Raw genomic sequence first — 12,755 nt, 5'->3', positions numbered from 1 at the left:
CAGTCGGCACGCCACCGTAGGATGGACCGCATGGCCAAGACCAGTACGACGACCCAGGGGCTGCGCGCGGCGATCGAACGCAGTGGTTACTACCCGGCCCTCGTGGCCGAGGCGGTGGAAGCCGCCGTGGGCGGCGAGCCGGTTCGGTCGTACCTGGTCCACCAGGAGACGACGTTCGACCAGAACGAGGTGCGCCGTCACGTGACGGTGCTCGTGCTCACCGGCAACCGCTTCATCGTCAGCCACACCGACGAGCAGGCCGCCGACGACACCTCGCCGACGCCCTACGCGACCACGTCCACCGAGTCGGTCAAGCTCGGCCGGATCTCGTCCATCGTGGTCAGCCGCGTCGTCGCCAACCCCGAGCAGTACACCCCGGGCACCCTGCCCCGGGAGATCGTGCTCACCATCGGCTGGGGCGCCGTCTCCCGCCTCGACCTGGAGCCCGCCGCCTGCGGCGACCCCAACTGCGAGGCCGACCACGGCTACACCGGCAGCTCCACCGCCGACGACCTCAGCCTGCGCGTCAGCGAGGCGGGCGACGGGCCGGAGACGGTGCGCCAGGCGCTCACCTTCGCCCAGGCCCTGTCCGAGGCGACCACGGACCCCGCCCGCTGATGGCGCAGCCCGCCGCCTGGGACACCCACCCGGAACCGCTGCCCGTCGCCTCGGCCCCGGTGCCCGAGTACGGCACCGGCTCCCTCGCCGACCTGCTGCCGACGCTCGCCGCCGGCATGGGCGTGCCCGGCATGACCGCTGGCATCACGGACCTGGCCCCCGCCGACCGCAACTGCGTCTTCCTGATCGACGGCCTCGGCTGGGAACAGCTCCGCGCCCACCCCGCCGAGGCCCCCTTCATGACCTCGCTGCTGGCGAGTTCCCGGGGCGGCACCGGCCGGCCGGTCACCGCCGGGTTCCCGGCGACCACGGCGACCTCCCTCGCCTCCGTCGGCACCGGCCAGGTGCCCGGCGCGCACGGCCTGCTCGGCTACACCGTGCGCAACCCGGACACCGGCGCGCTGATGAACCAGCTCCGCTGGCAGCCGTGGACCGAGCCCGCCCTCTGGCAGCCCCACCCCACCGTCTTCCGGCTCGCCCACGCCGCCGGGGCGCACGCCGCCCAGGTCTCCTCGCCCGCCTTCGAGACCACCCCGCTCACCCGGGTCGCGCTCAGCGGCGGCACCTTCCACGGCCGCCTCTCGGGCGAGGACCGGATGGATCTCGCCGCCCGGCAACTGGCCGACGCCGACCGCGCGTTGGTCTACACGTACTACGCCGAGGTGGACGGCGCGGGCCACCGCTACGGCGTCGACTCCGACGAGTGGCGCGGCCGGCTCTCCCACGTCGACGGACTGGTCCGGCGCCTCGCCGAGCAACTGCCCCCGCGCAGCGCGCTCTACGTCACCGCCGACCACGGCATGGTCGACGTGCCCTTCGACGAGGACCACCGCCTCGACTTCGACGAGGACTGGGAGCTGCGCGCCGGCGTCGCCCTCCTCGGCGGCGAGGGCCGTGCCCGGCACGCCTACGCGGTACCCGGTGCCGCCGGCGACGTGCTGGCCTGCTGGCGCGAGGTGCTCGGCGAACGCTTCTGGGTCGCCTCCCGCGACGAGGCGATCGACGCGGGCTGGTTCGGCCCGCGGGTCGAGGCGCGGGTCCGCGACCGGATCGGCGACGTGGTCGCCGCCGCCCGCGACGACGTCCTGATCATCGCGTCAGAACGGGAGCCGAACGAGTCGGCGATGGTGGGCAACCACGGCTCGATGACCCCCGCCGAGCAGTTCGTCCCGCTGCTCGAAGTACGCTCCTGACCCTGCCCCGGCCGTCCCCTCCCACGCCGAAAGGTGCCCGACCTGTCATGCCCGAGCTGGTGTTCTTCTCCGGAACGATGGACTGCGGGAAGTCGACACTGGCTCTCCAGATCGAGCACAACCGCTCCGCGCGCGGACTGGCCGGGCTCATCTTCACCCGCAACGACCGCGCGGGCGAGGGCAAGCTCTCCTCACGCCTCGGTCTGGTCACCGACGCGGCGGAGGTCGAGGAGGGCCAGGACCTCTACGCCCACGTCGTCGACCACCTCTCGCGGGGTGGCCGCGCGGACTACGTGATCGCGGACGAGGCGCAGTTCCTCGCGCCGGACCAGATCGACCAGCTCGCCCGCGTCGTCGACGACCTCGACATCGACGTCTACGCCTTCGGCATCACCACCGACTTCCGCACCAAGCTGTTCCCCGGCTCCCAGCGGCTGGTCGAACTCGCCGACCGTGTCGAGGTGCTCCAGGTGGAGGCCCTGTGCTGGTGCGGGGCCCGCGCGACGCACAACGCCCGTACGGTCGGCGGGGTGATGGTGGTCGAGGGCGCGCAGGTGGTGGTCGGGGACGTCACCGACTCGGTGGACGAGATCGGCTACGAGGTCCTGTGCCGCCGCCACCACAGCCGCCGCACCACGGCGGCCACGGCGCGGGCGGCGGCCCTCTCCCCGGACGTCCTCCCCATCGTCACGGACTGACGGGCCCACCCACCGCGAGCCGGAGAAACCGACGCCACACATTCCGCGAGACGACGAGGACGGGCCCGCCGACATTCTTGGAATCCCGCACACGGACGCCCACTCCGGCGGCGACCTCGACACAATCCCCACCTTCGGTGCCGCTGTGGCTGCTCTTGAACCAGGACGTACCTTCGGCGGTCTCCATACCTCTCCCTCACCCGCGCGGCTGCGACGACACAAGCCCGAGGAACCCCGCCCAGGCGCTACGCGAGACGGCAACAACGGGCCCACCGACGGCTTTGGAGTCCCGGACATGCACAACCGCCGTGGCAGCCGCAACCTCTACGCATTCGCCGCCTTCGGTGCCGCTGTGGCTGCTCTTGAACCATGCTGAGGGCTCGGTGGTGTTCATGACTTCCTCCGGAGCGTTTCGGCGGACGCCGCGTGTCTCAGTCGCGGTGCGGTGGCGGTATGAGCGCGAGGAATCCCGTCCAGGCGTCCCGCGAGACGGCGACGACAGGCCCGCCGACGTCCTTGGAGTCCCGCACACGGACGTCCGCTCCGGCGGCGACCTCCACGCAATCGCCCCCTTCCGCTCCGCTGTAGCTGCTCTTGCACCAGGTGGGGCCGGAGGCAACTGTCGAGGACTCAGCGGTGTTCATAGCTCTCCCAGCAACCCTTCGATGAACTTCAGCGACTCTCGCGGGCTGAGAGCCTGCGATCGGATGATCCCATAACGGGCGGCGGCAAGAGCCGCCTGATCCTGGTCGGTCTGAAGAGCACCGTTTCCTTGGGCTTCTGCGTACACGAACTTCTTGCCGCCCTTCTGCGTGACAACCGTGAACGGACCGTCGACGCCTGCGCTTTCCTCGCTGTGCAGTGGCATCACTTGGATCTCGACGTTGCGCTTCTGGCCACTCAGGAGCAGATGCTCCAATTGACCCTTCAACACGTTCCGTCCGCCGTACCACCGTCGTAACACCGACTCGTCCATCACGAAGCTCAGGAGCGGAGCCGGCTGCCGCTCGAAGATGACCTGCCGAGCGACTCGGGCTGCTACTCGCTGTTCAATGGTCTCCTGGGGCAAAGGCGGACGTCGCATATTGAGCAGCGCCCGCATGTAGTCCTCCGTCTGAAGCAGCCCCTTGACCACCAAGGTGTCGTAGGCGACCAGCTCGATGGCCTCCTTCTCCAGCGCCGCCATGCCCTGGAAGAACACCGGGTACTGGGCCCGCTCCACCTGTTCCTTCCACACGCACAGCAGGCCGCCGGCCTCCAGGACCTCGTCGGCGCGTTCGATCGTGCGGGGCGACGGGATGCGCCGCCCCTGCTCGAACGCGGCCACCGTGGACGCCGAGTAGCCGAGCCGTCTGCCGAACTCCTCGCGTTCCAGGCCCTGGCGGAGCCGCAGCGTCTTCATGGTCCGCCCGAAGGCCGCGACGACGCCCCGGCCTGTCTCGTCCTCCGGGCGCCGCGCGGCGCCGCCGTCGTTGTCCCAGCCGTCTCCGGCGCTCACCAGCGCGCCGTCACCGCGCTCCGCCGGAGCCGTCCCGGCGCCCGCTGCCGTATCCCCGTGTCCCGTCATGTCCTCACCGCCTCCTCGGCCCAACGCCCCCGTGCCGAACGCGTCACGGCCCACCGCTCCTACGACCCGGCGCACCCCGCCTACAGACGGCGGATGTCGCTGCGTAATCACTGGTCACGCTACGCGACCGGCGGGACCGTGGTCGGCATGACGACCGAACCCATGAACCCCGTAGACCTCACCGGCATCACCGGCCCCGCCGATCACACCGAGGGCCCGGCCGCCGGTTCCGCCCCCGCATCGGACCGCAGCTTCGGGATGCGCTTCACGTCGACCCCGCGCGGGGCCCGGCTCGCGCGGCGGCTGGCGGCGGCTGGCGGCGGTGCGGCTGGAGGCGTGGGGGGTCCCGTACGGCACCGTCCCGCACGACGCGGTGGTGCTGATCGTCGCGGAGCTGACGGCGAACGCCGTGCGCCACGGGTGTGTCCCGGGCCGGGACTTCCGCCTCGCGCTGGAGATCCCGCCGGGAGGCCGGCTCGTACGGATCGAGGTCACGGACGCCCGCGCCGAACGCCTGCCCCGCCGTCCCGGCGCTCCGGGGCCCGCCGAGGAGCCCGTGGAGGGCGGGCGGGGCCTGCTGATCGTGGCGCACCTCGCCACCCGGTGGGGGTGCGACCCCCGGCCCGGCGGGCCCGGGAAGGTCGTCTGGGCCGAGTACGCCCTGCCCTGACCGCCGCGTCAGCGGCCCGCGCTCTGGAGCAGCACGAAGCGGGCGCCCTCCGGGTCGGCCGCCCTGGCGAGGAGGCCGCGCGGGGTTTCGGTGACCGGGGTGAGGACCCGGCCGCCGAGGTCGAGGAGGCGGCGGACGGCGTCGGCGGCGTCGGCCACCTCGAAGTACGTCACCCAGTGCGGCCCCCGGTCGCGGGGCAGGCCGGAGCCGATGCCGCGGATGCCCGCCACCGGACGGCCGCCGAGGCGCAGCGTCACCGCGTCGTCGCCGAGCGAGCGCTCCGCCTCCAGGCCGAAGACGCGCTCGTAGAACTTGGCGACGCCCGCCGACTCGAAGGTCAGCAGTTCGTTCCAGACCGGCGCCCCGGGCACCCCGGAGACGTCGGTGCCCAGGTGCGCCGCCGCCTGCCAGACGCCGAAAACCGCACCGGAGGGATCGGAACCGATCAGGAGGCGACCGGCTTCGTCCGCGTCCAGTGGCCCCACGCCGACCGTGCCGCCGCACACGCGGACCGACTCCGCCGTCTCGTTGACGTCGTCGGAGGCGAGGTAGGGCGTCCAGGCGACCGGCAGCACGCGGTCCGCGGGGAGCCGGCCGATCCCGGCCACCACCCGTCCGTCCAGCACGGCCCGCGCGTACGGCCCGAGGCGCTGCGGGCCGGGCCGGAACTCCCAGCCGAACAGGGCCCCGTAGAACTCCCGGGCCGCGGCGGGCCGGTGCACCATCAGGCTCACCCAGCAGGGCGCGCCGGGCGCGCGCCGGGCGGGTGCCCCGTCGCCGGCCGGTTCCCGTGCGTCGGTCATCGTCACTCTCTTCCCGGCCCCGCGCGGGCCGTGCGTCCGCTTCCGCCGTGCCGGAGCCCCGCCGGTGGCGACACCGGCGCCGGTGCGTCCCGATCCCCGTGTGTCCGGGGTGTGGCCGAAGGGGATCGTTCGGCAGCACAGTACGTGCCCGATCCCGCACATGCCGTGATCGGACCTGTTCGGCGGGAGAGTAGTCCGACATCGCCCGGTCGGCCACTCGGTGCGCCAGGATGGGGCCATGAACGCCATCGTCTCCGCGCCCGGTCTCGCGGGCGCCCTGGCGGGCCCGCGCCCGCCCGTCCTGCTCGACGTCCGCTGGCAGCTCACCACCGCCGGGGCCCCGCCCTTCGACGGCCGGGCCGCGTACGAGGCCGGGCACATCCCCGGTGCCGTCTACGTCGACCTGGACCGGGAGCTGGCCGGACCGCCCGGCGCCGGGGGACGGCACCCGCTGCCCGGCCTCGACGCGTTCGGTGCCGCCATGCGCCGGGCCGGTGTGTCGGCGGGGCGTCCGGTCGTCGCGTACGACGGCGGGCCGGGGTGGGCGGCGGCCCGCGCCTGGTGGATGCTGCGCTGGACGGGTCACCCGGACGTGAGGGTCCTCGACGGCGGGTTGACGGCGTGGGACGGGCCGCTCGCCACGGGGGCCACCGTGCCCGAGCCGGGCGACTTCACGCCGGAGCCGGGCGGACGGGGGCTGCTGGACGCGGACGGGGCCGCGGCGCTGGCCCGCTCCGGGGTGCTCCTCGACGCGCGGGCGGGGGAACGGTACCGGGGCGAGGTCGAGCCGATCGACCCGGTCGGCGGACACATCCCGGGCGCGGTGTCGGCGCCGACGACGGAGAACGTCACGGAGGGCGGCACGTTCCGGCCCGCCGGCGAACTCCGGGACCGTTTCCGGGGGCTGGGCGCGGCGGAGGGCACGGAGGTCGGCGTCTACTGCGGTTCGGGGGTCTCCGGTGCCCACGAGGTGCTGGCGCTGGCCGTCGCGGGGATCCCCGCGGCGCTCTACGTGGGCTCCTGGTCGCAGTGGTCCGCGGACCCGGCACGCCCGGTGGCGGTCGGTCCGGACCCGCACTGAACCCGGCCCGGCGCGCCGGCGCGAGCGGGGCCGCGACCACGCCGGCGCGGCCCCGGCGGGGTGAACGGGTCCTTTTAGTCCGGCTTCTTGCGCCGGGTGCCGAAGACGATCTCGTCCCAGCTCGGCACCGCGGCCCGCCGCCCCGGGCGGACGCCGTCGGCCTCCGCCTGACGGTCCGTGGAGCCGATCAGCCGGTCGCGGTGGCTGCCCACCGAACGCGGCATCAGCACGTCGGCGTAGGCGGACCCGGCCGACGCGGCGGGCGCCGGGGGCTCCTCCGCCTCCGGCTCCTCGTCCGGTTCCTCCGCCGGCTCGGCGGGACGCTCGGGCACCACCAGGTCGCCCCGGAAGCTCGGCACCGCCTCCAGCAGGCTGGTCAGGGAGTCCCGCTCGCTCTCCTCCGCGGGGTCGGGCGGCAGTGCGGGCAGGCCCGGCCGGTCGCCGGAGCGGTCCATCGGACGGTCGCGCGGCAGCCGGGCGATGCGCGGCACGAAGGGGGAGCTGGGCTCGGGCGCGGCGAGGTCGTCGGACTCGCCGATCAGCGCGCGCGCCTCGTCGTCGACGGCCTGGACCAGCCGCCGGGGCGGGTCGTAGGTCCAGCTCGCCGAGTGCGGTTCGCCCGCGACCCGGTAGACCAGGAGCACTTCCCAGGTGCCGTCGTCGCGGCGCCAGGAGTCCCACTGGACGGTGTCCTTCTCGGCGCCGCGCAGCAGCAGCCGCTCCTGGACGGCCTCGCCGAGCGGGGGACCGGAGTTCTCGCCGGGACGGCGGACGGGGGTCTTGCGGGCCCGCTCCGCCATGAAGGCGCGCTCCGCCAGCACGGGTCCCTCGAAACGGCGTACCCGGTCGACCGGGATGCCCGCCATCTGGGCGACCTCTTCCGCGGTGGCCCCGGCTCGTATGCGCGCCTGGATGTCGCGGGGGCGGAGATGGCTCTCCACCTCGATCTCGATCTGGCCGAGGCGCGGACGGTCGCCGCGCACGGCGGCGCGGAGCCGCTCGTCGATCGGAAGCGTGTACTCCGTGCTGTCCGCAGCCTTCAGCACCAGCCGTGTGCCGTCATTCGAGACGGCCACGACACGCAGTTCGGGCATGGGGACCTCCCGGGTGGTGCCTGCCGACGTCACGTGCGTCGCTGCTTCCGCTCTGTCGAGTGTGGCCTGCCCGGGTGCAGCCTGCCACAACCTTGCCGAGTTGCCCGGCGTGTCGGACGCGGGCCCTGGAACGCCGTTATGGCACGGTTACCTGTTCGCAACGCTCAGTGACCGGCTCCGTCACCCTGTGCAACCACCCTTCCGGCGATCCAGCGAGGCCCGAACTCCCTGTCGGGGGACCGGGCCCAGGGCTCGCCACACTACTCCATTAGGGCCACGTGCGTGGATTGGCGCGCCGTCCAACTTCCGGCAAGGCGTGGCGGTTGGCCGCCCTGGCGGGTTTCCCCCGATCCGCCGCGTGGCGTACTTCACGTCATCACCAGAACCGGAACTTATGGTTTCGCCCGCACGTCCCTTTCTCATGGAGTTGCTCGATCACGTACGGGAAAGACAGGCAAGGTCCGGGGATGCGGGAAAAGCCCGATAGTGGCCAGGAAGCGGACATACGTGCGGAGGGGGAGTCCCGGCGCATCGAACTGAGCGTGCCCCAGGTCGCCGGCAGCGCCCTGGCCGCGGTGCTGGCCGCCAAACTCGCCTCCTCCTTCGGCGTCTACGGCACGATCCTCGGCGCCGGGGTGATCAGTGTCGTCGCCACCTGCGGCGGACCGGTCTTCCAGCACTTCTTCCGCAGCACCGGCGAACGGCTGCGCGCCGGACGCCCCGTCGCGACCGACGTCACCGCGCGCACCGCCACCGGCCCCGCCGCCCTCGGCACCCCGCCCGCCTACGGCGAGTACACCGAGGGCACCCTCCACCGGGCGCGGGTCAAGAGCTGGAAGCGGCCCCTGGTCGCCGCCGCGGTCGTCTTCGGCGTCACCATGGGCGGCGTCACCGCCTACGAACTCGCCTCCGGCGAGAGCCTCAGCGGTGGCGCGAACACCACCGTCGGCGGCGCCCTGTCCGGCGAGAACCGCCCCGCCCCGGACCGGAAGGGGCCCGCCGGCTCCGACGAGTCGCCCGCGCCCGGCGACTCCGCCACCCCGGGCCCCCGCGAGGACCCCGGCACCTCGGGCGACCCGGATCCCGCCCCCTCCGCCGACCCCGGCACCACCGCCCCGGACGGCGGCGCCGAGACCGGGCGGGCACCCGCCCCGGACGCCTCCGCCGAGGGCGACGAGCCCGGCGGCACCGGACCGACGGCCCCCGCGCCGGCGCCTACGGACCCAGCACCCTCCGCAAGTGGTCGTTCTGGAACCGGCGATCCGGATCCAGCCGGTCCCGCAGCGCCGTGAACTCGCCGAAGCGCGGATAGACCTCCGCCAGGTGCTCCGCGGTGCGGGTGTGCACCTTCCCCCAGTGCGGGCGCCCCTCGTAGGCGGTGAAGACCCGCTCCGCGGCGGTGAAGTACGACCGGTACGGCGTGCCCCGGAACATGTGGACCGCGATGTACGCGGTGTCGCGGCCCGACGCGGTGGACAGCGTGATGTCGTCCGCCGGGGCCGTGCGCACCTCGACGGGGAAGCCGACCCGCAGCCGCGACCGGTCGATCACCGCCTTGAGTTCACGCACCGCCTCCACCGCCGCCTCGCGCGGCAGGGCGTACTCCATCTCCACGAACCGCACCCGGCGCGGTGAGGTGAAGACCTTGTAGGGGATGTCGGTGTAGGTCCGCGCCGACAGCGCCCGGCTGGAGACCCGGGCGATCGCCGGGACGGTGGCGGGCACCGCGCGGCCGGCCCAGTTGGCCGCCTGGAAGACGCCGTTGGAGAGGAACTCGTCCTCGAACCAGCCCCGCAGCGGCGGCACCGGCCGCTCCGGGCCCGCGCTGCGGTTGTTCCGCTTGGTGATGGTGCCGTCCGTGTGCGGGAACCAGTAGAACTCGAAGTGCTCGTTCTCCGCCCACAGTTCGTCGAAGCGGTCCAGCACGCGCGGCAGCGGCATCGGCTCCTCGCGGGCGGTGAGCAGGAACAGCGGCTCCACGGCGAAGGTGAGCGCGGTGACGATGCCCAGCGCGCCGAGGCCGATCCGGGCGGCGGCGAAGACCTCGGGGTTCTCCCGCGCGGAGCAGGTGAGCACCGACCCGTCGGCCGTGACCAGTTCGAGCCCCCGGATCTGCGCGGCGATCGAGGCGGAGTCCCGGCCGGTGCCGTGGGTGCCGGTGCCGACGGCGCCGGAGACCGTCTGCTCCATGATGTCGCCCATGTTGGCCAGCGACAGGCCCTCCCGGGCGAGCGCCGTGTTGAGCCGCTTGAGCGGGGTGCCCGCCTCGACCGTGACCGTCATGGCCCGCCGGTCGATCCGGCGTATCCCGGTCAGCAGCCGGGGGCGTATGAGGAGCCCGTCGGTCGCGGCGATGGCGGTGAAGGAGTGCCCGGTGCCGACCGCCTTGACCCGCAGCCCCTCCTCGGCGGCCCGGCGGACCGCCTCCGCCACTTCGCCGACGGAGGCCGGGACGGCCTCCCGGGCGGGGCGCGCCGAGACGTTGCCGCCCCAGTTACGCCATGTGCCGCTCCTGCCGCTCCTGCGGTACGTGCCGTTCGTCGTGCTGCCCAACGGTCCCTCCCCGACGCGGAGCCGGCCGCGCGAGCCGGCGGTACCCGAGGAAACCGACCGCCACCGCGACGGCCCCGGCCACCGCCGGAACCCCGTACCCGGCGCGGGCCCCCGCCGCGTCGATCACCCAGCCCCCCGCGGAGGAGCCGAGCGCGACCCCGACCGCCAGACCGGTGCTCACCCAGGTCATGCCCTCGGTGAGCCGCGCGCGTGGTACGTGCTGTTCGACGAGGGACATCGTCGAGATCATCGTGGGAGCGATGGAGAGCCCCGCGACGAACAGCGCCGCGGCCAGAAACGGCAGGTTTCCGACCAGTAGGAGGGGGATCATACTCACGGCCATCGCACAGATGCCCAGCAGCCAGCGGCGCTCGGGCCGGCCCGCGAAGCGCAGCAGCCCGAAGACCAGCGCCGCCGTGCAGGAGCCCGCCGCGTACAGGGCGAGGACCAGGCTCGCGGCGGCCTTGTGCCCCCGCTCCTCGGCGAAGGCCACGGTGACCACGTCGACGGCGCCGAAGATCGTGCCGGTCGCCACGAAGGTGGCCACCAGGACCCGGAGCCCCCGGGAACGCAGCGCCGAACCGCCCGCCCGGTGCTCGTCCCGCGCGTGCGGGGCGGGTTCGGTGGCGCGCTGGGAGGTCAGCCAGAAGACGCCGGTCGCCAGGAAGCAGGCGGCCAGCAACGGTCCGGCCTCCGGGAACCACGCCGTGGACAGCCCGATGGACAGGATCGGCCCGAAGACGAAGCAGACCTCGTCGAGCACCGACTCGAAGGAGTACGCGGTGTGCAGCCGCGCGGTGCCCCCGTACAGGGCGGCCCAGCGGGCCCGGACCATCGCGCCGAGGCTCGGCACGCAGCCGATGCCCACGCAGGCCGCGAACAGCACCCAGTCGGGCCAGCCGTGGTGCGCGGCCGGCAGCAGCACCGCCGCCGCGGCCAGCGAGACGAGCGTCGCCGGGCGCAGCACCCGCCGCTGGCCGTACCGGTCGACCAGCCGGGAGATCTGCGGGCCGGCCACGGCGGCGGAGAGCGCGAGGGTCGCGGAGAGCGCGCCGGCCAGTCCGTACCGGCCGGTGAGCTGGGAGACCATCGTCACCACGCCGATGCCCATCATCGACAGCGGCATCCGGCCGAGGAGGCCCGCGGCGGAGAACCCCTTGGTGCCGGGAGCGGCGAACAGGGCGCGGTAGGGGCTGGTCAACGGGGTCTCCGGAACGGCTCGGTAAGCGGCGTACGCAGTCGATACAGATTACCGGCCCATACCGCCCGGGAGTACCCTCCGGACCCGGCCGCCGGGCCACGTGGCCCTTCGTTTCCCGTTGTCGGTGCCGGGTGGCAGGATCGAGGCATGCCTGACCTGTTGGACGCCTCCCCCTACGACGCCCTGCTCCTGCTCTCGTTCGGCGGCCCGGAGGGCCCGGACGACGTGGTCCCGTTCCTGGAGAACGTGACCCGCGGGCGCGGCATCCCGACGGAACGCCTCAAGGAGGTGGGCAGCCACTACTTCCTGTTCGGCGGGGTCAGCCCCATCAACGACCAGAACCGCGCCCTGCTCGACGCCCTGCGCAAGGACTTCGCCGAGCACGGCCTGGACCTCCCGGTCTACTGGGGCAACCGCAACTGGGACCCGTACCTGACGGACACCCTGCGCGAGATGGTCCGCGACGGACGCCGCCGCATCCTGGTCCTCGCCACCAGCGCGTACGCCTCCTACTCGGGCTGCCGCCAGTACCGCGAGAACCTGGCCGACGCGCTCGCCGCCCTGGAGGCCGAGGGCCTCGACCTGCCCCGCGTCGACAAGCTGCGGCACTTCTTCAACCACCCGGGCTTCCTCGAACCCATGGTGGACGGCGTCCTGCGCTCGCTGGCCGAACTGCCCGAGGAGGTCCGCGACGGCGCGCACATCGCCTTCTCGACCCACTCGATCCCCACCTCGGCCGCGGACACCTCCGGCCCCGTCGAGGACCACGGCGACGGCGGCGCCTACGTCCGCCAGCACCTGGACGTGGCCGGGCTCATCGCCGACGCGGTCCGCGAGCGCACCGGCGTCGACCACCCCTGGCGGCTCGTCTACCAGTCCCGCTCCGGCGCCCCGCACATCCCGTGGCTGGAGCCCGACATCTGCGACCACCTGGAGGAGCGGCACGCGGCCGGAGTCCCCGCCGTGGTCATCGCCCCCATCGGCTTCGTCTCCGACCACATGGAGGTCCTCTACGACCTCGACACGGAGGCCGCGGACAAGGCGCGCGAACTGGGCCTGCCGATGAGCCGCTCGGCCACCGTCGGCGACGACCCGCGCTTCGCCGCCGCGGTCCGCGAACTGATCACCGAGCGCGCCGCCACCGAGCGGGGGCAGGAGACCGCGCCCTGCTTCCTCGGTTCGCTCGGCGCGTCCCACGACCTCTGCCCGGTGGGCTGCTGCCCCGCCCGCGCCCCCCGTCCCGCCGCCGCGGGCGCCGACAGCCCCTACGCGTGAGG

General features: G+C 73.8%; 15 protein-coding genes. 7 read left to right on the top strand and 8 right to left on the bottom strand.

Annotated features, from left to right (window positions below):
- Positions 1-30 precede the first annotated feature (30 nt).
- Genes VM636_RS07540 through VM636_RS07530 form a run of 3 tightly spaced genes read left to right on the top strand, consistent with a single transcriptional unit; the run spans position 31 to position 2,509 of the window.
- Complete coding sequence (locus VM636_RS07540) at positions 31-618, top strand: DUF5998 family protein (RefSeq protein WP_053914440.1); 588 nt, start codon at positions 31-33, stop codon at positions 616-618.
- Positions 618-1,811, top strand: coding sequence for a nucleotide pyrophosphatase/phosphodiesterase family protein (locus VM636_RS07535; protein ID WP_030422559.1), 1,194 nt, complete (start codon positions 618-620; stop codon positions 1,809-1,811). Before VM636_RS07540 ends, VM636_RS07535 begins: the two co-directional genes overlap by 1 nt.
- Positions 1,812-1,858: 47 nt before the next feature.
- A complete protein-coding gene (locus VM636_RS07530) occupies positions 1,859-2,509 on the top strand; it encodes a thymidine kinase (RefSeq protein ID WP_030422558.1) in 651 nt (216 codons plus the stop codon).
- On the opposite strand, the gene VM636_RS07525 is transcribed toward VM636_RS07530, so the two are convergent.
- From VM636_RS07525 to VM636_RS07510, 4 genes are read right to left on the bottom strand one after another with little or no spacing between them, the layout of a single operon-like run.
- A complete protein-coding gene (locus tag VM636_RS07525) occupies positions 2,499-2,696 on the bottom strand; it encodes a DUF397 domain-containing protein (protein ID WP_078962778.1) in 198 nt (65 codons plus the stop codon). The genes VM636_RS07530 and VM636_RS07525 overlap by 11 nt on opposite strands.
- Before the next feature lie 9 nt (positions 2,697-2,705).
- Positions 2,706-2,903, bottom strand: a complete 198-nt coding sequence (locus VM636_RS07520) for a DUF397 domain-containing protein (protein ID WP_078962779.1) — start codon at positions 2,901-2,903, stop codon at positions 2,706-2,708.
- A 37-nt stretch (positions 2,904-2,940) separates the two neighbouring features.
- A complete protein-coding gene (locus tag VM636_RS07515) occupies positions 2,941-3,153 on the bottom strand; it encodes a DUF397 domain-containing protein (protein ID WP_053914411.1) in 213 nt (70 codons plus the stop codon).
- Positions 3,150-4,076, bottom strand: coding sequence for a helix-turn-helix transcriptional regulator (locus tag VM636_RS07510; protein WP_053914412.1), 927 nt, complete (start codon positions 4,074-4,076; stop codon positions 3,150-3,152). Before VM636_RS07510 ends, VM636_RS07515 begins: the two co-directional genes overlap by 4 nt.
- A gap of 322 nt (positions 4,077-4,398) precedes the next feature.
- On the opposite strand from VM636_RS07510, the gene VM636_RS07505 reads away from it, so the two are divergent.
- A complete protein-coding gene (locus tag VM636_RS07505; RefSeq protein WP_234340476.1) occupies positions 4,399-4,746 on the top strand; it encodes an ATP-binding protein in 348 nt (115 codons plus the stop codon).
- Positions 4,747-4,754: 8 nt separating this feature from the next.
- On the opposite strand, the gene VM636_RS07500 is transcribed toward VM636_RS07505, so the two are convergent.
- Positions 4,755-5,549 carry a VOC family protein gene (locus VM636_RS07500; protein ID WP_338484105.1) on the bottom strand — a complete coding sequence of 265 codons (795 nt, stop codon included), beginning with the start codon at positions 5,547-5,549 and terminating at the stop codon, positions 4,755-4,757.
- Positions 5,550-5,787: 238 nt separating this feature from the next.
- Here VM636_RS07500 and VM636_RS07495 point away from each other — a divergent pair, with 238 nt between their 5' ends.
- Positions 5,788-6,630 carry a sulfurtransferase gene (locus VM636_RS07495; RefSeq protein WP_053914414.1) on the top strand — a complete coding sequence of 281 codons (843 nt, stop codon included), beginning with the start codon at positions 5,788-5,790 and terminating at the stop codon, positions 6,628-6,630.
- Positions 6,631-6,704: 74 nt separating this feature from the next.
- Here the strand turns inward: VM636_RS07495 and sepH are convergent, their stop codons facing one another.
- The gene (gene sepH / locus VM636_RS07490) at positions 6,705-7,724 is read right to left on the bottom strand and encodes a septation protein SepH (protein WP_030422551.1); all 1,020 of its coding nucleotides are present in this window, start codon (positions 7,722-7,724) and stop codon (positions 6,705-6,707) included.
- 467 nt (positions 7,725-8,191) lie between these two features.
- On the opposite strand from sepH, the gene VM636_RS07485 reads away from it, so the two are divergent.
- The gene (locus tag VM636_RS07485; RefSeq protein ID WP_030422550.1) at positions 8,192-9,016 is read left to right on the top strand and encodes a hypothetical protein; all 825 of its coding nucleotides are present in this window, start codon (positions 8,192-8,194) and stop codon (positions 9,014-9,016) included.
- Here VM636_RS07485 and VM636_RS07480 read toward each other — a convergent pair.
- Positions 8,940-10,277 (bottom strand): D-arabinono-1,4-lactone oxidase, encoded by a 1,338-nt coding sequence (locus tag VM636_RS07480; RefSeq protein WP_030422549.1) that lies wholly within the window; start codon positions 10,275-10,277, stop codon positions 8,940-8,942. The two genes, VM636_RS07485 and VM636_RS07480, sit on opposite strands and share 77 nt — an antisense overlap.
- Complete coding sequence (locus VM636_RS07475) at positions 10,219-11,478, bottom strand: MFS transporter (RefSeq protein ID WP_053914415.1); 1,260 nt, start codon at positions 11,476-11,478, stop codon at positions 10,219-10,221. Before VM636_RS07475 ends, VM636_RS07480 begins: the two co-directional genes overlap by 59 nt.
- 147 nt (positions 11,479-11,625) lie before the next feature.
- On the opposite strand from VM636_RS07475, the gene VM636_RS07470 reads away from it, so the two are divergent.
- Positions 11,626-12,753 carry a ferrochelatase gene (locus VM636_RS07470; RefSeq protein WP_030422547.1) on the top strand — a complete coding sequence of 376 codons (1,128 nt, stop codon included), beginning with the start codon at positions 11,626-11,628 and terminating at the stop codon, positions 12,751-12,753.
- The last annotated feature ends 2 nt before the right edge of the window (positions 12,754-12,755 follow it).

The organism is Streptomyces sp. SCSIO 75703 (genome assembly GCF_036607905.1).
Lineage (GTDB): Bacteria > Actinomycetota > Actinomycetes > Streptomycetales > Streptomycetaceae > Streptomyces.
The sequence above is the reverse complement of the archived record's forward strand: the minus strand, read 5'-3'. Positions and strand labels throughout refer to the sequence as shown.